This is a genomic window from Micromonospora ureilytica (assembly GCF_015751765.1).
Classification (GTDB): domain Bacteria; phylum Actinomycetota; class Actinomycetes; order Mycobacteriales; family Micromonosporaceae; genus Micromonospora; species Micromonospora ureilytica.
This window is the reverse complement of sequence record NZ_JADOTX010000001.1, coordinates 5,382,052-5,405,268: the sequence shown is the minus strand read 5'-3', so window position 1 is coordinate 5,405,268 and position 23,217 is coordinate 5,382,052. Positions and strand designations below refer to the sequence as shown.

Below are 23,217 nucleotides of genomic sequence, written 5' to 3'. Positions count from 1 at the left end.
ACGGCGGAGCCACGGTTGCCCGTGACCCCGCCGTCGGTGGAACTACTTCGTGGCCGGCTTCAGGCAGAGCACCCGGTTGGTGCCCCCACCCGGCAGCACCACGTGGGGCTGCGTCGGGTCGGCGCACTTCTCCTTGGCGTCCACCTTCGAGACGATCGTGAACGCGCTCGCCTCGCCGCAGTCCGCCGCAGTGGCGCCGCCCTGCCCGGACTGCTTCACGCAGGTGCCGACCGCCGGGTCGAAGGCCGGCGCGTCGTCTCCGCCGACCTTGCCGAGCAGTAGCAGCAGGCCGAGCGGCACCGCCAGGATGAGCACGGCGGCGATCAGCACTGCGGCCAGCACCCGGCCGTTGCGTACCTTCGGCGTCGGTGGCTCCACCTTTGGCTCGTCGGCGGCCGGCTTGAACGAGTCGAACCGGCCCTGGTCGGCCTGGCCGGTCTCCTGGCCCCAGGACGGCGCGGACTGCGGCGGTGGCGGGAATGACGGCGGGAAGGCGCCGCCCGGCGCCGGCTCGGTCGCCGGACCGCCGAAGCCCGGGCCGCCGAAGTCCGGCCCGCTGGAGCCCGGCGCACCGAAGTTCGGCGCACCGAAGGTCGGCGTCCCGTTCACCGTGCCAGCGGCAGGCGACGCGGGGCCGCCGAACTGGTCCGCCGGCGGCTCGGCACCGGCGTGCGGCCGAGTGCCGTTCACCGGCCTGTTGTTGCCCGGGGCGTCGACGAAGGACGGCACACCGGGCGGGAACGCCGGTGGCGCACCCGGGGCCTCGTTGAACGCGTTCGGTGGGGGCTGCCGGTCGTCGAAGCGCGGATCGGCCGGAGGCTCGCCGCCCCAGCCGGGCCCGATCTGCCGCTGCGCGTCGTTCTGCCAGTCGGGGGCGATCTGCCGCTGCCCCTCGCTCTGCCAGTCGGGCGTGGCCTGCCGTGGCGCGTCGTTCTGCCACTCCGGAGCACCCTGGCGGTCCGCGCCCGGGTCGCCCTGGAACGCCTCCGGCTCCGGCTCGGCCTCCGGCTCCGGTCGAGCCGGGCGGCCGTACACCCGGGGTTGCGGTGTTGCCGTGCCGGTCGGTCGGATGGCCTGGTCGGTCGGGGGCATCACCCGGCTGGCCAGCGGCACCGAAGCGCTCGCCGTGGCCCGGGCCGCCGCGCCGGCTGCCGACTCGGCGTCCGACACCGGTACGACCGCGCGGCCCGCTCCGGACTCCGGAGAGGTACGCGGGGCAGGAACCATCGCGCCGCTCGCTGGGACGTCCTCGGAGCGGCCACCGTACTGCGCGGCGGCGTCCGGGGTCTCCCGCTCGGCGTAGGCGGGCTGCTCGGGGATCGGAGCGAACTGGGCCTGGGGCGCGTAGTCGGCCGGCGGGGCGGCGGCCAGGCTGGCACCCGGGACGCGCTGCTCCTGCGGAGGCAGCGGTACCGCGTTCGCCGGTGAGATGCCCGGCGCGGGCCCGGGCTGGTAGACCGGTGCCTCGTCGCCCCGGTCGGCCTCCCAGCCGCCACGGGACTGCGCGGAAGCTTCGGCCTCCGCGCGACCCCACACCTCACCGGGCGCCCACGGCTCGACCTCCGCCACACCGCCGGAGTTGCCCTGTGCGGCGTTGTCCGGGCTGGCGGCCCAGTTGGGCGTGCCGTCGCTGGTGGGCACGCTGGCGCTGGCACGGGCGGGGAGGTTGCTCGGCTCCGCGGGGGTCCACGCCGCCTGCTCCGGCCGCTCAGTCGGCTGCTCAGGTTGGGAGAGCACCCAGTCGGGCTGCTGTGGGCGGCCCTCGGCGGCGCCCCAGGCGGCCGGCTGAGCGGGCTGGTCCTGCCGCGCGGGCTGGTCCTGCCGTGCGTCGCTGCCGTCGTTCCACCCTGCGGGTTGCGCCTGCTGCTGCGCGGCCCACCCGCCGGAGTTGGCCGGGTCGTCCTGGGCGGGCCAGGTCGTCGTCGGAGCCGGGACCTGGGCAGCGCCACGGGCGGCGTTCGGCTGGGCGGCCTGACCCCAGCCCGGGGCGGGCTGCTCGGTCGCTTCGGCGGCCTGACCCCAGCCGGGGGCGGGCTGCTCGGTCGCTTCGGCGGGCTGCCCCCAGGCCGGTGGCGACTGCTCCGCCGGAGTCCACACCGGCTGGTCGTCCCGGGCACCGCCGGCGGGCCAGCCGCTGTTGCCAGCGCCCTGGTCCTGCTGAGCGCCACCGGACCAGCCGGCGGCCTGCGGTGCGTCGGACTGCGCAGACTCTGCCCCGCGCCAGTCAGCGGCGGGAGGGTCGGCCTGCGCCGCGCCGCCCCAGCCGTTGGCCGGGTCCTCCTGGGCGGGCCAGGCGGCGGTGGCGGGGGGAACCTGCGCGGCGCCCCGCGCGGCCGGCTGCACCTGCACCCAGTCGGGCTGCTCAGCGGGGGTGTTCGGGGTCCAGGCCGGCGCGGGTGAGGTCTGCTCGGCGGGCGTCCAGCCCTGCTGCTGGGCGGCCCAGGGGTCGGGCTGCGCCGGAGCGGACGCGCCATCGTTGCCGGGCCACCCGCCGGGCTGCTGCTGCGGCGGCTCGCTCGCGCCACCGCCCGCGGCCCAGGCAGGCTGCGCCGGGTCGTTGGGCTGCGGAGCAGCGGCGGCGCCCCAGGCGGGGGCCGGTGGCTGCTCCGGCTGGGTCGCCCATGCCGGCGCCGACGGGTTGGACCGCGTCGGGGGCGGGGGTGCCCAGCCCAGGTCGGGACCGGCGGCGTTCTGGCCGTTGTCCGGCTGCGCCGGGCGGTCGCCGTACGGCGCCGGTCCGCCGGCGCCCGGTGACACCTCGTCCGGCTCTTGGCCGGGGCGGTGCGGGCCCTCGGACGTCATGGGTGCGCCTCCTCCATCACATGTCGGCTCGCCGGTGCCGATCGGTCTCCTCGGCATGGCTGCCGGCGTCACCGGCGTACCGCTGCGCCGGCTCCCCGCACGGTATCGGGTGGTGGCACGACACGTCCAAGGAGCACTGGCCGTCACTCACCGTCGCCGGTTGGTGTCGAGCAGCTTCTGTCGGTTCGGCCTCTGCCGGGTCGGCGGGCGGCGACCGAAGCCCACCGTACCGGGCGCTGCGGCAGGGCGGAATCCCGGTGGTCGGTGGCTGGGAAACGCCGATGGCCCACCCGGTGGGCCGGGTGGGCCATCGATCTGGAGGAGGTGCGGAATGTCGTGGAGCGTCAGCTCATGTGACGCTGGGCGATGGCGAGGATCTCCTCGCGAACCGCCGGCGAGTTCGCCGAGCGCAGCGCGTGCTCGATGGCACGGGCGCGGCGGGTGGCGTCGCGGTGGTTGCGGATTCGCTCGATCATGCTCATTGGTGGGTCCCCCTGGCTATTCGGTTGTCAGCCCCTGATGCCTCTATTCAACAGCAGAAGCCGGGGAACTTCCATCGATTATTAGGTGAGCTGAGACACCTGCCTAACAATCAAAGGTCAACAGGCCGTCTGACCGATGGTTCCGTCGCCCAACGGACACGGCCGGTGTGCCGGGCGTTAAGCCGTGGCACACCGGCCGTGGCTGGCGTTCCGAACGATCAGGTCCAGGCGAGCAGCGCCGCCTCCGGATCCGTGAGGAAGTCGCCGACGTCCCGCAGGAACTTCGAACCCAGCTCACCGTCGATGATCCGGTGATCGAAGCTCAGCCCCAGCGTGGTGACCTGGCGAACCTTGACCTTGCCCTTGTGTACCCAGGGCATCTCCCGCACCGCACCGAAGGCCAGGATCGCGGACTCACCCGGCGGCAGGATCGGTGTGCCGGTGTCCACCCCGAAAACGCCGACGTTGGTGATGGTCAGGGTGCCGCCGGACATGGCCGCAGGCGAGGTGCGACCGGACTTCGCCGTCTGCACCAGGTCGGTCAGCGCGTCCGCCAACTCCCGCAGCGAGAGTCGGCCGGCGTCCTTGACGTTCGGCACGATCAGACCGCGCTCGGTGGCCGCCGCGATGCCGAGGTTGACGTACTCCTTGACCACGATCTCGTCGCCCGCCCAGGTCGAGTTGACCATCGGGTGCCGTTGCACCGCCAGCAGCACCGCCTTCGCCACCAGCAGCAGCGGCGAGACCCGTACGTCGCGCCACTCCCGGCGGCCGCGCAGCCGGTCCAGTGCCTTCATCGCCCGGGTCACGTCGACGGTCAGGAACTCCGTCACGTGCGGGGCGGTGAACGCCGAACGGGACATGTTCTCGGCGGTGAGCTTGCGGACGCCCTTGACCGGAATGCGCTGCTCCCGGTCCGCTCCGAAGCTGGGCGCGGTCGCCGCAGCGATCGGCTCGGCAACCACAACTGTCGCGCCGCTCGCCGCCTGCTGCACGTCCTCCCGGGTGATCGAGCCGAGCGGCCCCGACCCGGTCAACGTGCCGAGGTCGACCCCGAGATCCTTGGCGAGCTTGCGCACCGGCGGCTTGGCCAACACGCCGCCGCTCGCCCCACGGGGTCGATCATGGACCTGTGGTGCCGGAATCGTGGGGGTGGCGGGGGTCGCCACGGCCTGCGCGGGGACCTCGCCCTTGCGGGGGCGGCGCTTCGCGGCGGTCGTACGCGGGCCGTAGCCGACCAGCACCGCCGTCCGCCCACCAGGGGCCGCACCACCGATCAGGCCGGGCTCGATCATGCCCTCGGCCGGTGCCACCTCCACCGCAGCCAGCGAGGCCGCCGACGGGGTGGGCAGGTCACCGCTGGGCGTGGCAGTGGTCGACGGCGTCTCCAGCGGGCCAGCCCCCGGGTCGGTGTCGATCGCGATGATCGGCGTACCGACCTCGACAGTGGTGCCCTCCGGGTGGTGGATCGCCTGCACCTGCCCGGCCCACTTCGCCGGGATCTCCACGGCCGCCTTCGCCGTCTCCACCTCGACGATCGGCTGGTTCAGCTCGATGGTGTCGCCGACCTTGACCAGCCAGGCCAGGATCTCGCCCTCGGTCAGCCCCTCGCCCAGGTCGGGCAGGTTGAACGTCTTGATCCGGGACATGTCGCTCACCAGCCGAAGGTGCGGTCGACGGCGTCGAGCACCCGATCGAGGTCGGGCAGGAACTCCTCCTCCACCCGGGCAGCCGGGTAGGGGATGTCGAAGCCGGTCACCCGCAGCACGGGCGACTCCAGCGAGTAGAAGCACTCCTCGGTGATCCGGGCGGCCAACTCGGCGCCGAGGCCGATGTTGGACGGTGCCTCGTGCACCACGACCGCACGGCCGGTGCGCTTCACCGACTCGTACGCCGCGGTCAGGTCCAGCGGCGAGAGCGAGCGCAGGTCGATGACCTCCAGCTCCCGGCCGTCCTCGGCGGCGGCGGTCGCCGCCTCCAGGCACGTCCGCACCATCGGGCCGTAGGCCAGCACGGTGGCGTCGGTGCCGGGCCGCACGACCCGGGCCGAGTGCAGGGGGTACGCGTCGGACAGCGGCGCGTCCAGGTCGACCTGGCCCTTCTCCCAGTAGCGTCGCTTGGGCTCCAGGAAGACGATCGGGTCGTCCGAGGCGATGGCCTGCTGGATCATCACGTACGCGTCCTGCGGGTTGGAGCAGGTCACCACCTTCAGGCCGGCGGTGTGCGCGAAGTACGCCTCCGGCGACTCGGAGTGGTGCTCGACCGCGCCGATGCCGCCGCCGAACGGGATCCGGATCACCATGGGGATGCTGAGCCGGCCGCCCGAGCGGTAGTGCATCTTCGCCACCTGCGACACGATCTGGTCGTACGCGGGGTAGACGAAGCCGTCGAACTGGATCTCGCAGACCGGTCGGTAGCCACGGATGGCCAGACCGACAGCTGTGCCGATGATGCCGGACTCGGCCAACGGGGTGTCGATCACCCGCTGGTCGCCGAAGTCCTTCTGCAGACCGTCGGTGATCCGGAAGACGCCGCCGAGCTTGCCGACGTCCTCGCCCATGATGATGACCTTGGGGTCGTTCTCGAGGGCGCGGCGCAGACCGGTGTTGAGGGCCTTGCCGATGGTGAGCGTCTCCGTGGCCATCAGTGGGCGCTCCCCTCGAACGACTCCATGTAGCGGCTGAACTTCGCGCGCTGCTCGTCGAGCAGCGGGGACCCGTTGGGGTAGACGTGGTCGAACATCGTCACCGGCTCCGGGTCGGGCATGGCGAGCACCCGCTCGCGCAGGTGCACCGACTCGCGGCGGGCCTGCTCGTCGATCTCGGCGAAGAAGTCCGCGTCGGCGATCTTCTGCTTCTCCAGGAAGACCTTGACCCGGGCGATCGGGTCCTTGGCCTGCCACGCCTCGACCTCGCTCGCGATGCGGTAGCGGGTCGGGTCGTCGGAGGTGGTGTGCGCGCCCATCCGGTAGGTGTACGCCTCGATCAGGCTCGGCCCCTGTCCGAGGCGGGCGTTGTCCAGCGCGGTGCGGGTGACCGCGTACGTGGCGAGCACGTCGTTGCCGTCCACCCGTACGCCGGGGAAGCCGAAGCCGGCGGCCCGCTGGTAGAGCGGGACCCGGGTCTGCCGCTCCAGCGGCTCGGAAATCGCGTACTGGTTGTTCTGGCAGAAGAAGACAAGCGGCGCGTTGAACACGCTGGCCCAGACGAACGCCTCGTTCACGTCGCCCTGGCTGGTGGCGCCGTCGCCGAAGTAGGCGATCGCGGCCTCACCGTCGTCGGTGCCGGTCTTACCGTCGATGGTGATGCCCATCGCGTAGCCGGTCGCGTGCAGGGTCTGCGCGCCGATGACGATCGTGTACATGTTGAACTTGAACTCGTTCGGGTCCCAGCCGCCCTGGTCGACGCCGCGGAACAGGCCGAGCGGCATGATCGGGTCGATGCCCCGGCAGTAGAGGACGCCGTGCTCCCGGTAGGTCGGGAAGGCCATGTCCTGGGTGCGCAGCGCCCGGCCGGAGCCGACCTGGGCGGCCTCCTGGCCGAGCAGGCTGGCCCAGAGGCCCAACTCGCCCTGGCGCTGGAGGGCGGTCGCCTCGGCGTCCAGCTTCCGGACCAGCACCAGGTCGCGGTAGAGGCCGCGGTACTCCTCGTCGGTGAAGTCGACGCGGTACTCGGTGCCGTCCGGCCCGGTGGCGCTGTCGATCCGCTCGCCTTCGGGAGTGAGTAGCTGCACCAGCGCGGGGTCGCCGGCCGCGCCCTTCCTGGAGCGGGGTGTGGCCCGCCTGCTGCGGGTGGTGCCCCCGGGGTCGCCCTTTGCCATCGGTCTCTCCCTGTCGTGTCTGCGTCGGCACCGGGGGGTCACCCGGCCGCGCAACTCGTGCGCCTGCCCGGCTGCTGCCGGGCCGGTTCCTGGCGGCCGCGCCTAGCCCCGGTGGGGGTTGCCGCACGGCGTGAACCGGGTTCTGGCCGAACCCGGATCGGGAGCGCCGGCGTTCAACCGCGCCTGCCGCGAGGGTGCGCGGAGGTCACGGCTGCGTTGCCGTCGTGCTCCATATTCGCAGAGCAGGTGAGCGCGCCCACAGTACGCCTGCCCCCGCGTTCCGACCGCCACCGCTTTGACGCCGTTTGTCGCCATCACGCCGGCCTACGTTTCCCATGCGTTGCGGCACGATTCGTCACCGTTCGGCCAGCATCGCGTGTCGACACGCGGTGGAGGTTGGCTGACGCAGGGTGACTGCGCGAGGCTGATTCCCGCAGGATCGCGCCTATCGGGTTATTTGTCGGGTTCTTGCCCCGGCGGCGTTCATCCATGTCTCCGACAGTCGACGACAAGGGGTGCGCGGTGTACGAGCCAGGTGACGGTCCCGGCACACCAGCGCTTGGTCGGCACCGGTCGGTCGGCGGCTATCGCCGGATGGTCGGCGTTCACCGTGCCCCCGGCGCCGGTGGCCCCACCCGCGGGTACCTGCTCACCGTCGCGCTACTGGCCGGCACCGCGTCGATGCCCATCCTCGCCGCGATCAGCGCGGGCTCGGCCACCCCGGGCAGCACCGCCCTGCCGGACAGCAGCACCCCGTTCATCCCGACCCCGTCCGTCGGGCCGGTGGTGATCCCGCTGCCGACGACCAGCCAACCGCCGCTTCCGCCGCTCGGCACGCCCAGCGTCGGACCGACCAGCGGCTGGCTGCCCGCCGCCCCGCGGCGTCCACTGCAGGGTCCTGCTGCGGCCGATGCCGGGCCGGCCCTGCCGACGACCGCCCCGGCGGTGGCGCCGAAACCCACGCGGAGCACCTCTCCGCCCGTACCCCCGCCCGGCGCTCCGCCGCCGCCGAACGACCCCGACCCGACCGATCCGCCGGACCCGGATCCCAGCGACCCGACCGATCCACCCGACCCGGATCCCACCGACCCGACCGATCCACCGGACCCGGATCCCACCGACCCGGATCCGACCGGCTCGGCCGACCCCGATCCGACCCTGAGCCCGACGCTGGACCCGACGCCGACATTGGACCCGACACTGGACCCGACGCTGGGGCCGACACCCACGCCGACCGACGACGCGACCGCGACCGCCGTGCCGACCAGCACCCGGTCCGTGCCGGCCCCCACACCCACACCGCCCGCGGTACCGACCCGCCGGCCCAGCCCGGCGATCCCGTCGCCGTCGGCCGTCGCCCCGACGCCCAGCGTCAGCCCGGCGCCGCTGGCCGGACCGACGCACCTCGCGGTGTCGCCGACGGTACGGTGACGAGCACACGCGGCCCGTCCGGTGCCGGCGGTGTTCGACGGTAGGCGCGTACCGGAGGGGGTGGCGTGGGCGGCGGTGCGGAACTCCGCCCGGTCACCACCCGGCCCGGCCCGGGGTTGCGGATCGCCCGGCTGGTCACCGAGGTGACCGCACCGGCGGTGCTCGTGTCGCTGCTGATCCTCACGGTGAGCTGGCACAGCGCGAGCCGCCCCGGTCAGGGCCTCGCCTGGGGTCTGCTCGCCACCCTCTTCGTCACCGGCATCCCGTTCGCCTACATCGTCGGCGGGGTACGCCGTGGCCGGCTCACCGACCACCACGTCGGCCGCCGGGAGCAGCGCCGGGCGCCGCTGCTGGTCGGCCTCGGTTCGGTCGCGGCGGGGCTCGCCCTGCTCGCCGTGTTCGGCGCGCCCCGCCCGGTGCTGGCGCTGGCGGTGGCCGGGCTGGTCGGCCTCGTCGTCGCCGTGTCGGTCAGCCACTGGTGGAAGATGTCGATCCACTCGGCGGTGGCCGCCGGCACGCTCGTCATCCTGATGCTGACCTTCGGGACGCGGCTGGTCGTCGCCGCACCGCTGCTGGCGGTGGTCGGCTGGTCCCGGGTGCGGCTGAGGGACCACACGATCGCCCAGGTGCTGGCCGGAGGTGCGCTCGGCGCCCTGATCGCCGCTGTGGTCTTCGGTCCGCTGCGCTAGCGCTGCGCCTTACCGGGGCGGGCCGTGCCGGCCGGTCCGGGGCGGGCGGCGCGGAGCCGCCCACCCTCGGACGCCGTCAGGCGCCGTCGTCGGCGAGGCGGTGCCGGTTCGCCTCGATCCAGGCGTCCAGCGCGGCCGGGTCGTCCGGATCCACCCCGTCGGCCATCAGCTGCGCCACGGCGGCGGTGGCCGCGCTGCGCCGCTCACCTGTCGAGTAGAGGCGGGCGAACTCCGGCACCATCTCCTCGATCGCCTCGTCGGTGCGCGCCGCCGCCGCCTCGGGCAGCCCGCGCTGGCGCGACGCGTACCGCGCCCAGGCCCGCAGCACCCGGGGCAGCATCGCCGCGTCGTCCATGTCCAGCACGGCCCGGCGGTGCACCCAGTCGAGCAGGAAGAGCCCGGACACCGCAGGGCTCCAGCGCATCGGGTCGGCGTCCGGGAAGCTCGCCGAGTGGTCCAGCAGCAGGCTCAGGCAGAAGTGCAGTGAGGCCAACTCCGGGCCGTCGACGGCGTCCAGCCCGAAGCGGACGGCCTCCGGCGCGGCGAGGAACTGCCGGACCAGGTCGGTGCGCTCGGCCGCGGAGAGCGGCTCGACCTCCGCCGGACCGGTCGGGTCGGCCGCGGTGGGCAGCATCGCCAGCCGGGCACCGACCAACGCCCGGTCGGTGGCGAGCGACCCCTCGCCGGGCAACTCGCCCAGGTCGTCGGTGACCGCCAGATGGCGGGCCACCTCGCCCCGGAACCGGGCTGGATCCTCGGTACGGAACCAGGTCAATTCGTCGTCGGCGCACATCTGCCGGACCTGGTCCAGGATCCGTTCGGCCGGCCCGCCCACGAAGACGTCCTTGGTGATGCCGATGTTGTGGTCCACCAGGGCCACCAGCGCGTGCTCCGAGCCACCGGACTCGTCGTCGTAGGCGAAGGTCGCGAGGTAGGAGGTCTGATCGCCGTACACGTCGCCGTACGCCCAGGTGCCGGTGAGGTGCACCCGGCCGAGCTGGGTCGTCCAGGTGGGCGCCTGGCTGCCCGGACGCACCCGCTCGGCGCCCTCGGCGGTCGGGACGAGCGTGGCGAAGACCTGCCGGATGGTGGTCGCCGCCGCGACCCTGCGACGGGTGGTGGCGGCGAGGAAACCGGTGACGAACTCCCGTACGGCGGTGTCGCGGTCGGTTTCCGCGATCGCGTAGACACTGCCCAGCAGGGCGCTGCCGAGCATCTCGGCGTCGAGGGCGGACTCCAGCTTGGTCACGTCGCGTGCGGCGTGCAGCACCGCGTCGTAGGGGGTCTGAGGCGTGGCCATGCTCCGACCCTACGCCGCTGTGGGCGTACTCAGAGCGGTAGCGGGCCGTGCGGAGCGTCAGCGGCGTGCGGCGTCCCGCAGCGCGTCGCGTGCCTGCGCGTACGAGCCGAGCACGATCCGTACCGGTGCCAGCACGTACTCGTCGCCCACCTGGGCGACCCGTGCCGTCAGCCGCTGTTCGGCGCGGGCCCGGACCCGCCGGGCGGCCCAACGCACCACCGGACGGGTCAGCGCCGCCACCAGCAGGCCGGCCAGCAGGCCGCCGAGCAGCAGCACTGTCGGCAGCGGCACCTGACCGACCATCGGGTTGTCCAGCGCGGGCAGGCCGAGCGCCCGCAGCGCGTAGCCGAGCACCAGCCAGCCCAGCCCGACCACGGCGGCGAGGGTGACCAGCCACTGCGCACCGCCGACGATCCGCCACCACAGCGGTCGACGGTCGAGGCCGAGGTCGGTGCCGGCGATCGTGCGGTCCAGGGCGTCCGGCAGGTCGCCGAGGCGGGACCGGGCGGCGGAGGTCACCGCGCCGGGCCAGGGGGCGGGCAGGTCGGCGGCGGCCCGGTCGGCCACCGCGCGGATGGCGAGGCCGAGCGCCGAGCGCTGGGCGGCCGTCGGGTCCGGTACCGAGGTGGCCGCGACCAGGCTCTCCGCCGGGTCGGCCTGGTCACCGGTCGGGCCGGGCAGGTGCAGCCGACGCAGCGGGTCGGGTCGCAACCGCCGCCAGCCCCGGACCACGGGCCAGCCGGTGGCCGCGCCGGCCCGGTGCCGGTACGCCCGCTCCACGGCCTCGGTCACCGCGGGCACCCCGGCCGCCCCGGCCAACGCCCGGTTCAGCCCGTTGATGGCGGTGTCGTCCGGGCCCCCGGCCGGCCGGGCCGAGCCGACCAGCTCGTCCAGACCGGCGACGACCGTGTCGACGTCACCCGCGAGCCGGCGTAACGCGGCCTGCCGCTCGGCGACCGTGCGCTCCAGGGCGTTGCGCAGGCCGACCATCCCGGCCGGATCGATGGCGGTGGTGGCCAGCAGGGGCACACCGGTCAGCCCGTCCGTGTCGAGCAACCGACGCAGGTCGTCCATGACCCGGGGCACCTCGGCCGGGGGCAGCCGGTCGGCCTGGTTGAGCACGACAAGTGTGACGTCGCGGTGCCTGTGGAACTCGCGCAGGTAGCTGTCGTGGATGACCCGGTCGGCGTACTTCTGCGGGTCGACCACCCAGACCACCTGGTCGACGAGGCCGAGGAGGCGGTCCACCTCAAGTCGGTGAGATCGCTGCACCGAGTCGAAGTCGGGCAGGTCGAGCAGGATCAGCCCGTGCAGGGCCGTCTCGTCGTCCGCGTCCAGGGCGCTCTCCCGGACGAAGCGGTGTCGGGGCAGTACGCCGATCCAGTCGAGCAGATGGTTGGCGCCCTCCAACGGCCCCCACACGCAGGCGTGGGTGACGCCGGTGGTCGGCCGGCGGACCCCGACCGGTGAGAGTTCCAGCTGGGCCAACGCGTTGAAGAGGCTGGACTTGCCGCTGCCCGTGGCGCCGGCCAGGGCGACCACTGTGTGGTCCCGGGACAGCGCGAGCCGGGTGCCGGCCCGCTCGACAAGTGTGTGCGCGGGCACCAGGTCGGCGTCCGGCAGCAGACCGTCCACAGCGGTCAGGAACCGGCGTACCGCGTCGAGCCGGGCGATCAGCGCGTCGGCGTCGACCCGCTGGTCCCCGCGGAACACCTCGCGTACCCGGCCGGCGATGTTGCTCACCGGTGACCCTCCTCTTCGCCGGCGGACAGCCCGCTGCGATGCCGGGCCAGCTCGACCCGGCCGGCGGCCCGGCGCAGCCCGTCGCCGGCGTCCGCGGCGGGGCGGGCGTCGGCGGTGCGGCTCAAGAAACGGTCGGCCTCCGCGTCGAGCAGCGTCCGCACCCGGTCCAGCAGGTCGGCGCGGGCCTTGGCGGCGAGGGTACGCACCGCCTGGTCACCGAAGATCGCCTGGAGGACGGCCTGCGCGGCGACAGTGGTGCCGGCGCCGGTGGCCAACTCCAGCCCGGTCGGGATGAAAGCGGTGGAGGCGAAGACGGCGATCATCACGGCCAGCCCGGTGGCGTTCACCGCGTACGCGGCGGTGCGGGCCACGAACCGCTTGTCACCGCCCTCGACCCGAACCAGTTCCAGCACTCCGCGCTGCCAGTCCCGGACCATGCGCTCGGCGCGTTCGGGCAGGTCGTCGCTCGGGTGGGCGAGCGCCGGATCGAGCAGCCCGGTGCCGGCCGGGTGCGCCTTCCACCCGGTGTACGCGGATTCGGCGGCCTCCGAGGCCACCCCGCGCAGCAGCGTCACCAGCTGGGACTCGATGGCGTTGCGCAGCTCGACGGCGGGTGCCGGCCGGCCGGTGACGGCGGCCACGACCCGGTCCCGTAGGCGGCCGATCCGTGCCTCCAGCGTGCGGAACAGCTCGCCGGTGCCGACGAACTCCTGCCAGCGGGCGAGCACCTCACCTCGGAGCAGGCGGCCGTCCTGAAGCCCCTGCTCGACGGTGCGCTCGGCTCCCCGGTACGCGGCCAGGACCCGTTCGTCCAGCCCGTCGGCGGCGGCGAGCTGCTCGTCGGCGGCGTCGGCCAGATCCTCCACGGCGGGGTGCAGTGCGGCCAGCGCCCCGTCGAGGGTCTGGCGGACCACCGCCGCCCGCGCGTCCACGTCGGCGGCCAGCCGGGCGAACCAGTCGGCCAGCGGCGCGGTGACTCCCTCGGGTAGCAGCCCCTGGCCGTCGACCCAGGTTTCGGGCAACACGAACAGCGGCGCCCGGCCGAGATTCTGCTCGGCGAGCATCTCGGTCAGGTGCGCGGCGATCTCGTCGATGGCCTCGGCGGGCACCCGGTCCAGCACCATGGCGATCACCGCGCCGCGCGCACGGGCACTGCGCAGCAGCTCCCAGGGCACCGCGTCGGCGTACCGGGCGGCGGTGGTGACGAAGAGCCACAGATCGGCGGCGGCCAGCAGTTGGGTGGCCAGCGCCCGGTTGGCGTCGACGACCGAGTCGATGTCGGGCGCGTCGAGGAAGGCCAGCCCGGCGGGCAGAGCCGGTGCGGTGACGAGGTGCAGGGCGCGCGGATCGTCGCTCGGCTCGGTGGTGCGGGTCAGCCCCGGCAGGAGGTCACCCTGCCGGAACCAGGCCGCGTCGGACGGGTTGCACACCAGCACCGGGGAGCGGGTGGTCGGCCGGAGCACGCCAGCGGCGCTGACTCGTGCCTTGACCAGGCTGTTGACCAGGGTCGACTTGCCCGCGCCGGTGGAGCCGCCAACCACCACGAGCAGTGGGGCGTCCAGGCGGGCGAGTCGGGGCAGCAGGTAGTCGTCGAGCTGGTCGGTGAGGGCGGTCGCGGTGTGCCGGGCGGAGCTGGCAGAGGGCAGCGCGAGGGGATACCGGGTCGCGCCGATCGCCTCCCGGAGGCCCGACAGTGCGCTGGGGAGGCCGTCGTCCCCGGTGGTGGCGGGCGGCTCCTCCGCGGCGTCCGGCGGGTCGGTGCGGGCTGCGACGGCGGGCGCGCCGGAACGGGTGGCGGGATCGCCGTGCGTCGTCACCGCTAAAGCGTGCCCGACCGATGCAAGGGAAGACAACCGGACGGTAATAACGGGTGGGTTGCGTCGGGGTGACTCAAGTCAACTTGACGATTGGCCAACGCGTGGCACTATTGAGTCAAGTTCACTCAACTTGTGGTGGGGCCCGCTGCGGGCGGTGCTCGCCAGCAGCCCACGGGCGACGCCCGTCACCTGCACAACCTTACGAAGCGAGGAAGCGAAGATGGCACGTGCGGTCGGTATCGACCTCGGCACGACGAACTCCTGCGTCAGCGTTCTCGAGGGCGGTGAGCCCACCGTCATCGCCAACGCTGAGGGGTCGCGGACGACTCCGTCGATCGTCGCGTTCGCCCGCAACGGCGAGGTGCTCGTCGGTGAGGTCGCCAAGCGTCAAGCGGTGACCAACCCGGACCGGACGATCCGGTCGGTCAAGCGCGAGGTCGGCACGAACTGGTCCGTCGACATCGACGGCAAGAAGTACACCCCGCAGGAGATCTCGGCCCGGACGCTGATGAAGCTCAAGCGGGACGCTGAGGCGTACCTGGGCGAGCAGATCACCGACGCGGTGATCACCGTCCCGGCCTACTTCAACGACAGCCAGCGCCAGGCCACCAAGGAGGCCGGTGAGATCGCCGGCTTCAACGTGCTGCGGATCGTCAACGAGCCGACCGCGGCCGCCCTGGCGTACGGGCTGGACAAGGGCTCCAAGGAGCAGACCGTCCTGGTCTTCGACCTCGGCGGCGGCACCTTCGACGTGTCGCTGCTGGAGTTGGCCGAGGGCGTCGTCGAGGTCAAGTCGACGAGCGGTGACAACCAGCTCGGTGGCGACGACTGGGACCAGCGGATCATCGACCACCTGGTCAAGACGTTCCGCGGTGAGCACGGCATTGATCTGTCTCAGGACAAGATGGCCCTCCAGCGGCTCCGTGAGGCAGCCGAGAAGGCCAAGATCGAGCTGTCGGCCGCCACCACCACCAACATCAACCTGCCGTACATCACCGCCGGCGCGGCCGGCCCGCTGCACCTCGACGTGACGCTCAGCCGCGCCGAGTTCCAGCGGATGACGCAGGACCTGCTGGACCGTTGCAAGGGCCCGTTCGAGCAGGCCGTGAAGGACGCCGGGATCAAGATCTCCGACGTCGAGCACGTCATCCTGGTCGGCGGTTCGACCCGGATGCCCGCCGTGACGGACCTGGTCAAGCAGCTCACCGGTCGTGACCCCAACAAGGGCGTCAACCCGGACGAGGTGGTCGCCGTCGGCGCCGCCCTCCAGGCCGGTGTGCTCAAGGGTGAGGTCAAGGACGTCCTGCTGCTCGACGTGACCCCGCTCAGCCTGGGCATCGAGACCAAGGGCGGCATCTTCACCAAGCTGATCGAGCGCAACACCACCATCCCGACCAAGCGTTCCGAGGTCTTCACCACGGCGGACGACAACCAGCCGTCGGTGCTGATCCAGGTGTTCCAGGGTGAGCGGGAGATCGCGGCCTACAACAAGAAGCTCGGCACCTTCGAGCTGACCGGCCTCCCGCCGGCGCCGCGCGGCGTGCCGCAGATCGAGGTCGCCTTCGACATCGACGCCAACGGCATCGTCAACGTGCACGCCAAGGACCTGGGCACCGGCAAGGAACAGAAGATGACGATCACCGGCGGCTCCTCGCTGCCGAAGGACGACATCGAGCGGATGCGCCGGGACGCCGAGGAGCACGCGGAGGAGGACAAGCGCCGCCGCGACGACGCCGAGACCCGCAACGTGGCCGAGGCGCTCCAGTGGCAGACCGAGAAGTTCCTCGCCGAGAGCGGCGACAAGCTGCCCAGCGAGAACCGCGAGCAGCTCAACGAGGCGCTCGGCGAGCTGCGTGGCGCCCTCGGCGGTCAGGACATCGAGAAGATCAAGTCCGCGCACGAGAAGCTGGCGCAGGTCTCCCAGCAGGCCGGCTCGCTGCTCTACTCGCAGCAGGCCGAGCAGGGTCAGCAGCCGGGTGGCGAGCCCGGCCCGGGTGCGACCGGCGCGACCGGCGCGACCGGCCCGCAGGCCGGCGGCGCCGACGACGTGGTCGACGCGGAAATCGTGGACGAGGACGGCAAGAAGTGACCGTCGGCCTCCGACACCTGTCCACCGCGAAGGGGATGAGGTAGCCGTATGACGCAGAAGCCACGAGCCGCCGACCCGGACGACACCGGGTCGACGCCGGGTGGCTCCGCGACCACGGAGCCGACCACCGGCGACGGCGAGCGGGTCGTCATCCGCAACAACCGCAAGCTCGTCGACACCTCCGAGCCGGAGGGGACCGCCGCCGACGCGGAGACCGGCGTACCGGCCGAGGGCCTGGTCGAGGACGCCGAGGTCGTGGTCGACGAGATCGAGGTCGAGGTCAACTCCACCGACGGGCCGGAGCCGTCCGGTCCGCCGGTGGTGGACGCCCCGGCGCAGCCGGTGGACGGCGGCGGCACGGGCACCTCGCTCGGCGCCGAGCTGGAGGCGCTCCGGGCCGAGCTCGACGAGCGGACCAGGGACCTGCAGCGGGTGTCGGCGGAGTACGCCAACTACCGCAAGCGGGTCGACCGTGACCGCAGCCTCGTGCAGGAGCAGGCGACCGGCTCGGTGCTGGCCGCACTGCTGCCGATCCTGGACGACCTGGACCGGGCCCGGGAGCATGGCGACCTGGTCGGGCCGTTCGGCACGGTGGCGGAACAGCTCACCACCGCGCTGGGCAAGTTCGGCCTGAACGCCTTCGGCGAGCAGGGTGACCCGTTCGATCCGACCCGGCACGAGGCGGTCGCGCACCAGACCTCGGCCGACGTCAGCGAGCCGACCTGCGTGCAGGTCATGCGACGCGGCTACCAGCTCGGTGAGCGGCTGCTGCGCCCCGCGCTGGTCGCGGTCGCGGATCCGGAATAGTGCCAGACAGTGACCGGGCCGTCCCGCCCACCGCGCAGCAGCGGTGGGCGGGACGGCCGGGCCACCAGGGTCGGAAGGAGGTGGACCGGTGAGTTCGAAGGACTGGATCGAGAAGGACTTCTACGCCGTGCTCGGCGTGGACAAGGCCGCCTCCGCGGATGACGTCAAAAAGGCGTACCGCAAGGTGGCCCGGGAATCGCACCCGGACCACAACCCGGGCGACCCGAAGGCCGAGGAGCGGTTCAAGGCCGCGTCCGAGGCGTACAACGTGCTGTCGGACAGCGGCCGCCGTCGCGAGTACGACGAGATGCGTTCGCTCTTCGGCTCGGGCGCGTTCCGGCGTAACGCCCGGGGTGGAGGTCAGCCGGGCGGCATGCCGTTCGACGTCTCCGACATGTTCGGCGGCGCCGGAGGCGGCGATCGCCGCTTCGGAGGCGCCGGCTTCCAGGACCTGTTCAGCTCGATCTTCAGCGGAGGTCAGGCCGGTGGGCAGGCCGCACCGCGCGGCCCGGCCCGTGGCCGGGACGTGGAGACCGAGGTGGCGTTGGACTTCGGCGACGCGGTGCGCGGGGTGACGCTGCCCCTGACCCTGCGCGCCCCGGGAGTCTGTGACACCTGCCACGGCAACGGGGCCAAGCCCGGCACCCAGCCGCGTACCTGCCCGGTCTGTCACGGTGCCGGCGTGACCACCCGCGACCAGGGGTCGTTCAGCTTCTCCGAACCGTGCCGCAACTGCCAGGGCGTCGGCACAGTGGTCGAGGAGAAGTGCCCGGAGTGCCACGGCAGCGGCGGTGTCACAAAGACCCGCACCATGAACGTGCGCTTCCCGGCCGGGGTGGCCGACGGTCAACGCATCCGGCTGGCCGGGCGCGGCGAGCCGGGCGAGCGCGGTGGCCCGGCTGGTGACCTCTTCGTGCAGGTCAAGGTTCGGCCGGACGAGCTGTTTGGGCGTACCGGAGACGACCTGACGCTGTCAGTGCCTGTCACCTTCGCGGAGGCCGTGCTCGGCACGGACCTGCGGGTGCCCACGCTCGACGGCGCGGTGACCCTGCGCGTTCCGCCGGGGACGCCGAGCGGGCGGGTCCTGCGGGCCCGCGGCAAGGGTGTGGTCCGCCGTGACGGGCAGGCCGGTGACCTGCTGGTCACACTGGACGTGGTGGTGCCGGCCCGGTTGTCGGACGAGGCGCGCACGACGCTGGAGTCGTTCGCCGAGCAGACCCCGCCGGCGGCCCGGGAACATCTCGACGCACGGGTGCGTCGAGTCAGTTAGTCCGGTGGAATGGACGCGGAGGTGAGCGGGATGTCGGGCGAGTTCCTCGGTTCGGGCGACCCTGCCTACGAGGCCAAGGTGCTGATGATCTCGGTGGCGGCGCGGATGGCGGGGATGCACCCACAAACCCTGCGCCAGTACGACCGACTGGGGCTGGTGCAGCCCGGCCGGGCCGCTGGCGGCGGGCGTCGCTACAGCGTCCGCGACGTGGTGCTGCTGCGCGAGGTGCAGCGGCTCAGCCAGGACGACGGGATCAACCTGGCCGGCGTCAAGCGGATCATCGGGCTGGAGCGGCTGCTGGATCAGGCGCAGCAGCGGGTTGCCCGGCTGGAGGCGGAGCTGGACGCCGCGTACCGCCGGGTGGCCGAACTGGAGTCGCTGGCCCGCTTCCCGGGCCGGGATCTGGTGCCGACAAACCGTACGTCCACCGCTCTGGTGGTGTGGCGCCCCCGCCGCACACCCGATCGCTGACCTGCCGCTCACCCGGATCTGTCTTCTCGGCCCGGACCGCGCTGGATTCCCGGCGCGGTCCGGGCCGCTTCGGTTAGCCTGTCGATAAGGGTCCAATCGGCTTAATACGGACCTACCGGCATGGCGAGGGGGAGCGATGGCGGAGCCGGCGAAGAAGATGGCCCAGCAGACGGAGGACCGGTTGGAGAACCTGGCCGAAACCGTCCGCGAGAAGTTCGACAAGGTGACCGAGGGGACCTACCGGGACCGGATCATCGCCGGTCGGTTCGCCGAAGACGGCGACCACGCAGGCGACCGGGGCCACGCGGACGACCAGGGCCGAGGCGAGACGGAACGCAAGCAGGACTGACCGGTGACCGACGTGCGGGCCGGGACCCACGGGGGGTCCCGGCCCGTTCGCCGCAGCGGGGGTCGCGGCCCGTTCGCTGTCGGAGGTGCGGGCCGGACGCTGGGACGCCGCCCTCGGCTCGGGGTGGGTGTCCGGCCGAAGCGTAGGTCCTTTCGAGCTGAATCGTTTACGACATCACGCCACAGCTCTGCCCCGACCCACCTTGACCGGCCCCGACCTTGACCGGCCCCGACCTTGACCGGCCCCGACCTCGACCGGCCGCGACTGACCCGCCCGATCCGGGCTGACCGATCCTGGGCGGGCCGGGCGTGAATCGTTCGCGACATCAGCTCCAAAGGGCCGCAACAGCAACAGCACCCAGCCAACGCCGGCGAGGGAGCAGCCTGGCCGTCTCAGCCGAGGCGGCGGTTTTCGCGCACCAGGCCGCCCTCGCACCAGTCCCGGTAGACGAAGAGATCCGGTCGGGCCAACAGCACGCGGCCGTTGTGCGCCCAGATCTTCATCAGCTCGTCGCCGTCCCGCTCGGCCTGTTCGACGAGCTTCCGGAAACGGCGCTTGGGGTGGGCGCGGAAGTTCGTCCGGATGCCGTCGGCTGCGTAGATGTAGAGGCAGTGCAGCGCGAAACGTCGCGCCGGGCAGGTCGGATCCATCGCCAACTCGAAGAGCGTCAACACCAGTCGGTCACCGGAGACCAGCAGGTCCCAGTCGGGTGGCATTGAGGCCAACGGCACCGAATCGGGCTTGTACGCCCACGCTCGCAACTCCGCCGGAGTCGGATCGACGGGGTTGGCGAAGCCGTGGAAAGTCGACTCCTGCACGCTCACCGGCCAACCTTCCGCTCTCGCCCGCGTCTGGCAACGCTGCCTGCGGACCCTGGCTGCTGGGGCGAAACGGTAACCCGCCCACGGTTGCTGCGGTAGTCCCCGCGGGGAGCAATTCCGCAACCGTTGGCATGGGTGGGTCCACTACATCGACAGCGCGGCCGATGATGCTCCTATGACAATCCATGTTCGACGGTTCCAGCGGGGTGCCGAGGCCCAGTTCGTCATGGGGCTGGAGTGGACCCACCCAGCCGCGGCGTTCAGGTGGAGCTCAGTGCAATGAGTCGACGACCGGGGTCGGCTCCCGCCGCTGGGCCGCCGCGCGGGTGCGCAGCCACCGCTTGAACCACGGGAAGTCCGGCAGGCGGGCCAGGATCGGCCCGGTCACCACGGTGATCAGGACGTACGTCGCGGCCAGCGCCGCCAACCGCGGCTCGACGCTCCCGGCGGCCACCGCGAGCCCGGCGATGACGATGGAGAACTCACCTCGGGGTACGAGTGCCAGGCCGGCCCGCCATCGACCGGGTTCCGCGATGCCGACCCGGCGGGCGGCGAGGTAGCCGGTGAGCGTCTTCGTCGCCATGGTGACCACGGCCAGGGCGAGTGCCGGCAGCAGCACCGGCGGAATGTCCTGCGGGTCGGTGGTCAGGCCGAAGAAGACGAAGAACACCGCGGCGAACAGGTCCCGCAGGGGCGAGAGCAACTCGGTGGCGTGGTGCGCCACCGGGCCGGAGAGGGCGATGCCGACGAGGAACGCGCCGACCGCTGCGGACACCTGGAGCGACGCGGCGAGGCCCGCGATCAGCAACGTCAGACCGAGTACGCCGAGCAGCAGCGCCTCCGGGTCCTTCGCGGACAGGGCGGACGAGATCAGGTGGCCGTACCGGATGGCGACCACCAGCACGATCAGCACCGTGCCCACCGCGACGGTGAGCGCGATCCCGCCGCCGAGCAGGCCGGTGCCGGCCAGTACGGCGGTGACGAGCGGCAGGTAGAGGGCCATCGCCAGGTCCTCGATGACCAGCACCGAGAGGATCACCGGGGTTTCCCGGTTACCGAGCCGGCCCAGGTCGGCGAGGACTTTGGCGATCACCCCGGAGGAGGAGACCCAGGTGATGCCGCCGAGTACCAGGGCGGCGACCCAGTCCCAACCGAGCAGCAGGGCAAACCCCGCCCCGGGTAGCGCGTTGAGGACGCCGTCGATCAGCCCTGCCGGTGCCGCCGAGCGCAGGTTGCCGACGAGCTCGTTGGCCGAGTACTCCAGGCCGAGCATCACCAGCAGGAGAATCACGCCGATCTCGGCGCCGACTGCGAAGAACTCCTCGCTGGCGTCCAGCGGCAGCAGCCCGCCGTGCCCGAACGCGAGCCCGGCGAGCAGGTAGAGGGGAATGGGCGAGAGGCCGAAGCGCCGGCTGAGCCGGCTGAGGAGCCCGAGCAACAGCAGCAGCGCACCGACTTCGATGAGCAGCGTGGTGAAATCGTGCATCCGCCTCAGCCGTCCGGGTCACTGTCGGCGAGGATGGCGGACACGCCGTCGAGACCTCTACGGGTCCCGACAACGACCACCACATCGCCGGCCGCGAAGCGGAAGGAGGGGAGTGGCGAAACGATCACTTCGCCTTCACGCAGCACTGCCACGATGGAGGCGCTGGTGCGAGTACGCGCCTTGGTGTCGCCGAGCTTCCGGTTGACGTACGGGGACCCGGCCGTGATGGCGATCTGCTCGGTGAGCAGACCGGCGGCCTGCTCGCGGAGCCCGGAGAGCTGGCCGAGCATCAGCGACGCGCCGAGGATGTCGGCCAGAGCCTCGGCCTCGTCGTCGGTCAGCGGAATGTCCGCCTGGCAGGCGTCGGGGTCGTCGGGATCGTAGAGAACCAGATCACGGCGGCCATTGCGGTGGGAGACGACGCCCAGGCGGCGTCCGGACTCCGTCACCAGATCGTGACGTACCCCGATCCCGGGTAAGGCGGTCTGCTCAACACGTACTCGCACCCTCCAAGGCTACCGCTTCGTGAACAGAGCGCAGATCTTGGAGGAACCGCCCCCCTCGGACCAACCGCGCCGGGAGTCGGGGCTGGACGTGCCGGTGCCCGCCCCGGCAGAGCGGGTGCGGGCACCTGGGCACGCCGTGGTCAGCGGAGGCTGGCGAAGAACTCGCGGATGTCGGCGACCAGCACGTCGGTGGCCTGATGGGCCGCGTAGTGGCCGCCGACGTCGCCACGGCCCTCGACGTCCGTCTCGTACGCCGTCCACCGGACGATGTTCGCGTGGTCCCGTTCGGCGAAGCGGCGGATGGACTGGAAGTCGCCGGGGAACATGGCCAGCGCGGTCGGAGCGGTGGTCGGCTCGGTCGGCGGTTCGCCGGCGTGCGCGTCCTCCCAGTAGAACCGGATCGCCGAGGCGGCCGTGCCGGTGAACCAGTAGAGCGCCACGTTGGCCAGGACGAAGTCGAGGTCCAGGGTCTCGTCGAAGAGTTGGGCGTTCCAGGCGAGCAAACCCACCGGCGAGTCGGCCAGCGCGAACGCCAGGGTCTGCGGTTGCTGACTGTGCACCTGGTTGAAGGAGAACTTGTTCTCGTAGAACCACTGGAGGTGCCCGAGCGCCGCCTGGTCGGCCTCGGAGAGCCCGGCGAACTCGGCGGGGTCGCCCGAGGGGAACGAGAAGAGCTGGGTGACGTGTACGCCGACCACCCGCTCCGGAGCGATCCGGCCCAGCTCCGGCGCGATCATCGAGCCGGCGTCGTTGCCGACAGCGCCGTAGCTGTCGTACCCCAGGCGATTCATCAGCTCGGCCCAGGCGCGGGCGGTGCGGAACCGGTTCCAGCCGGCGCTGCGGGTCGGGCCGGAGAACCCGAAGCCGGGCAGCGACGGGATGACCACGTGGAAGGCCGGCGCGTCCGGGTCGGTCGGCTCGGTGAGCGGGGCGATCACGTCGAGGTATTCCAGCACCGAGCCGGGCCAGCCGTGGGTGAGCACCAGCGCGGTGGCGTCCGGCCGGGATGACCGTACGTGCAGGAAGTGGATCCGCTCGCCGTCGATCTCGGTGACGAACTGCGGGTGAGCGTTGAGGCGGGCCTCGACGGCGCGCCAGTCGAACCCGCCCCGCCACCGGTCGACGAGGGCGCGCACCCGGTCGGTGCCCATCCCGTACGAGTCGCCGGTGCCGGGCAGGTCGGCGGGCCAGACGGTGCGGCCCAGCCGGTCGGCCAGGTCGTCGAGGGCGGTCTGCGGGATCTCGACGCGGAACGGGCGGATCGCGGTGTCGCTCATGCCGGAACTCCTTCGGAACGGAATGTTTCGTTCTGAAATCACCATAGCAGAGCGGAAC

Annotated in this window: 19 protein-coding genes; 7 read left to right on the top strand and 12 right to left on the bottom strand. The window is 72.5% G+C overall.

Translation table 11 applies throughout. The features are described 5' to 3' along the window. Positions 1-42 precede the first annotated feature (42 nt). The 5 genes from IW248_RS24685 to pdhA all read right to left on the bottom strand — a co-directional run bounded on the left by IW248_RS24685 (position 43) and on the right by pdhA (position 7,103). On the bottom strand, positions 43-2,802 hold the full coding sequence (locus IW248_RS24685; protein ID WP_196928868.1) for an LppU/SCO3897 family protein: 2,760 nt from the start codon (positions 2,800-2,802) through the stop codon (positions 43-45). A gap of 344 nt (positions 2,803-3,146) precedes the next feature. Next, entirely contained in the window at positions 3,147-3,284 is a 138-nt protein-coding gene (locus tag IW248_RS24680; RefSeq protein ID WP_167492909.1) for a hypothetical protein, read from the bottom strand. A gap of 218 nt (positions 3,285-3,502) precedes the next feature. Next, on the bottom strand, positions 3,503-4,942 hold the full coding sequence (locus IW248_RS24675) for a dihydrolipoamide acetyltransferase family protein (protein ID WP_196928867.1): 1,440 nt from the start codon (positions 4,940-4,942) through the stop codon (positions 3,503-3,505). After that, positions 4,939-5,928 (bottom strand): alpha-ketoacid dehydrogenase subunit beta, encoded by a 990-nt coding sequence (locus tag IW248_RS24670; protein WP_124815353.1) that lies wholly within the window; start codon positions 5,926-5,928, stop codon positions 4,939-4,941. Before IW248_RS24670 ends, IW248_RS24675 begins: the two co-directional genes overlap by 4 nt. After that, entirely contained in the window at positions 5,928-7,103 is a 1,176-nt protein-coding gene (pdhA, locus tag IW248_RS24665; protein WP_124815351.1) for a pyruvate dehydrogenase (acetyl-transferring) E1 component subunit alpha, read from the bottom strand. Before pdhA ends, IW248_RS24670 begins: the two co-directional genes overlap by 1 nt. A 522-nt stretch (positions 7,104-7,625) precedes the next feature. On the opposite strand from pdhA, the gene IW248_RS24660 reads away from it, so the two are divergent. Further along, entirely contained in the window at positions 7,626-8,534 is a 909-nt protein-coding gene (locus tag IW248_RS24660; protein WP_196928866.1) for a hypothetical protein, read from the top strand. A 65-nt stretch (positions 8,535-8,599) separates the two neighbouring features. Continuing rightward, positions 8,600-9,223 (top strand): phosphatase PAP2 family protein, encoded by a 624-nt coding sequence (locus tag IW248_RS24655; RefSeq protein WP_196928865.1) that lies wholly within the window; start codon positions 8,600-8,602, stop codon positions 9,221-9,223. A gap of 76 nt (positions 9,224-9,299) precedes the next feature. On the opposite strand, the gene IW248_RS24650 is transcribed toward IW248_RS24655, so the two are convergent. Genes IW248_RS24650 through IW248_RS24640 form a run of 3 tightly spaced genes read right to left on the bottom strand, consistent with a single transcriptional unit; the run spans position 9,300 to position 14,083 of the window. Beyond that, positions 9,300-10,523, bottom strand: coding sequence for a hypothetical protein (locus IW248_RS24650; protein ID WP_124815949.1), 1,224 nt, complete (start codon positions 10,521-10,523; stop codon positions 9,300-9,302). Positions 10,524-10,580: 57 nt separating this feature from the next. Continuing rightward, positions 10,581-12,266: a GTPase gene (locus IW248_RS24645; RefSeq protein WP_196928864.1), complete on the bottom strand. Its 1,686-nt coding sequence runs from the start codon at positions 12,264-12,266 to the stop codon at positions 10,581-10,583. Next, positions 12,263-14,083 carry a GTPase domain-containing protein gene (locus tag IW248_RS24640; RefSeq protein WP_196928863.1) on the bottom strand — a complete coding sequence of 607 codons (1,821 nt, stop codon included), beginning with the start codon at positions 14,081-14,083 and terminating at the stop codon, positions 12,263-12,265. The genes IW248_RS24645 and IW248_RS24640 overlap by 4 nt, the downstream gene beginning before the upstream one ends. 220 nt (positions 14,084-14,303) lie before the next feature. On the opposite strand from IW248_RS24640, the gene dnaK reads away from it, so the two are divergent. The 5 genes from dnaK (at position 14,304) to IW248_RS24615 (ending at position 19,069) form a co-directional block, all read left to right on the top strand. Further along, complete coding sequence (dnaK, locus tag IW248_RS24635) at positions 14,304-16,172, top strand: molecular chaperone DnaK (RefSeq protein WP_196928862.1); 1,869 nt, start codon at positions 14,304-14,306, stop codon at positions 16,170-16,172. Between the two features lie 48 nt (positions 16,173-16,220). Next, positions 16,221-16,979, top strand: coding sequence for a nucleotide exchange factor GrpE (grpE, locus tag IW248_RS24630; RefSeq protein WP_124815956.1), 759 nt, complete (start codon positions 16,221-16,223; stop codon positions 16,977-16,979). Between the two features lie 88 nt (positions 16,980-17,067). Next, the gene (gene dnaJ, locus IW248_RS24625; protein WP_196928861.1) at positions 17,068-18,249 is read left to right on the top strand and encodes a molecular chaperone DnaJ; all 1,182 of its coding nucleotides are present in this window, start codon (positions 17,068-17,070) and stop codon (positions 18,247-18,249) included. 30 nt (positions 18,250-18,279) lie between these two features. Then, positions 18,280-18,720, top strand: coding sequence for a heat shock protein transcriptional repressor HspR (locus IW248_RS24620; protein ID WP_124815960.1), 441 nt, complete (start codon positions 18,280-18,282; stop codon positions 18,718-18,720). 136 nt (positions 18,721-18,856) lie between these two features. Continuing rightward, a complete protein-coding gene (locus IW248_RS24615) occupies positions 18,857-19,069 on the top strand; it encodes a hypothetical protein (RefSeq protein WP_196928860.1) in 213 nt (70 codons plus the stop codon). A gap of 392 nt (positions 19,070-19,461) precedes the next feature. Here IW248_RS24615 and IW248_RS24610 read toward each other — a convergent pair whose 3' ends face one another. The 4 genes from IW248_RS24610 to IW248_RS24595 form a co-directional block, all read right to left on the bottom strand. Beyond that, positions 19,462-19,893, bottom strand: coding sequence for a hypothetical protein (locus tag IW248_RS24610; protein ID WP_030332093.1), 432 nt, complete (start codon positions 19,891-19,893; stop codon positions 19,462-19,464). A gap of 268 nt (positions 19,894-20,161) precedes the next feature. Then, positions 20,162-21,376: a cation:proton antiporter gene (locus tag IW248_RS24605; protein WP_196928859.1), complete on the bottom strand. Its 1,215-nt coding sequence runs from the start codon at positions 21,374-21,376 to the stop codon at positions 20,162-20,164. Between the two features lie 5 nt (positions 21,377-21,381). After that, on the bottom strand, positions 21,382-21,882 hold the full coding sequence (locus tag IW248_RS24600) for a cation:proton antiporter regulatory subunit (protein ID WP_124815967.1): 501 nt from the start codon (positions 21,880-21,882) through the stop codon (positions 21,382-21,384). A gap of 140 nt (positions 21,883-22,022) precedes the next feature. Beyond that, positions 22,023-23,159, bottom strand: coding sequence for an epoxide hydrolase family protein (locus tag IW248_RS24595; RefSeq protein WP_196928858.1), 1,137 nt, complete (start codon positions 23,157-23,159; stop codon positions 22,023-22,025). Positions 23,160-23,217: the final 58 nt, after the last annotated feature.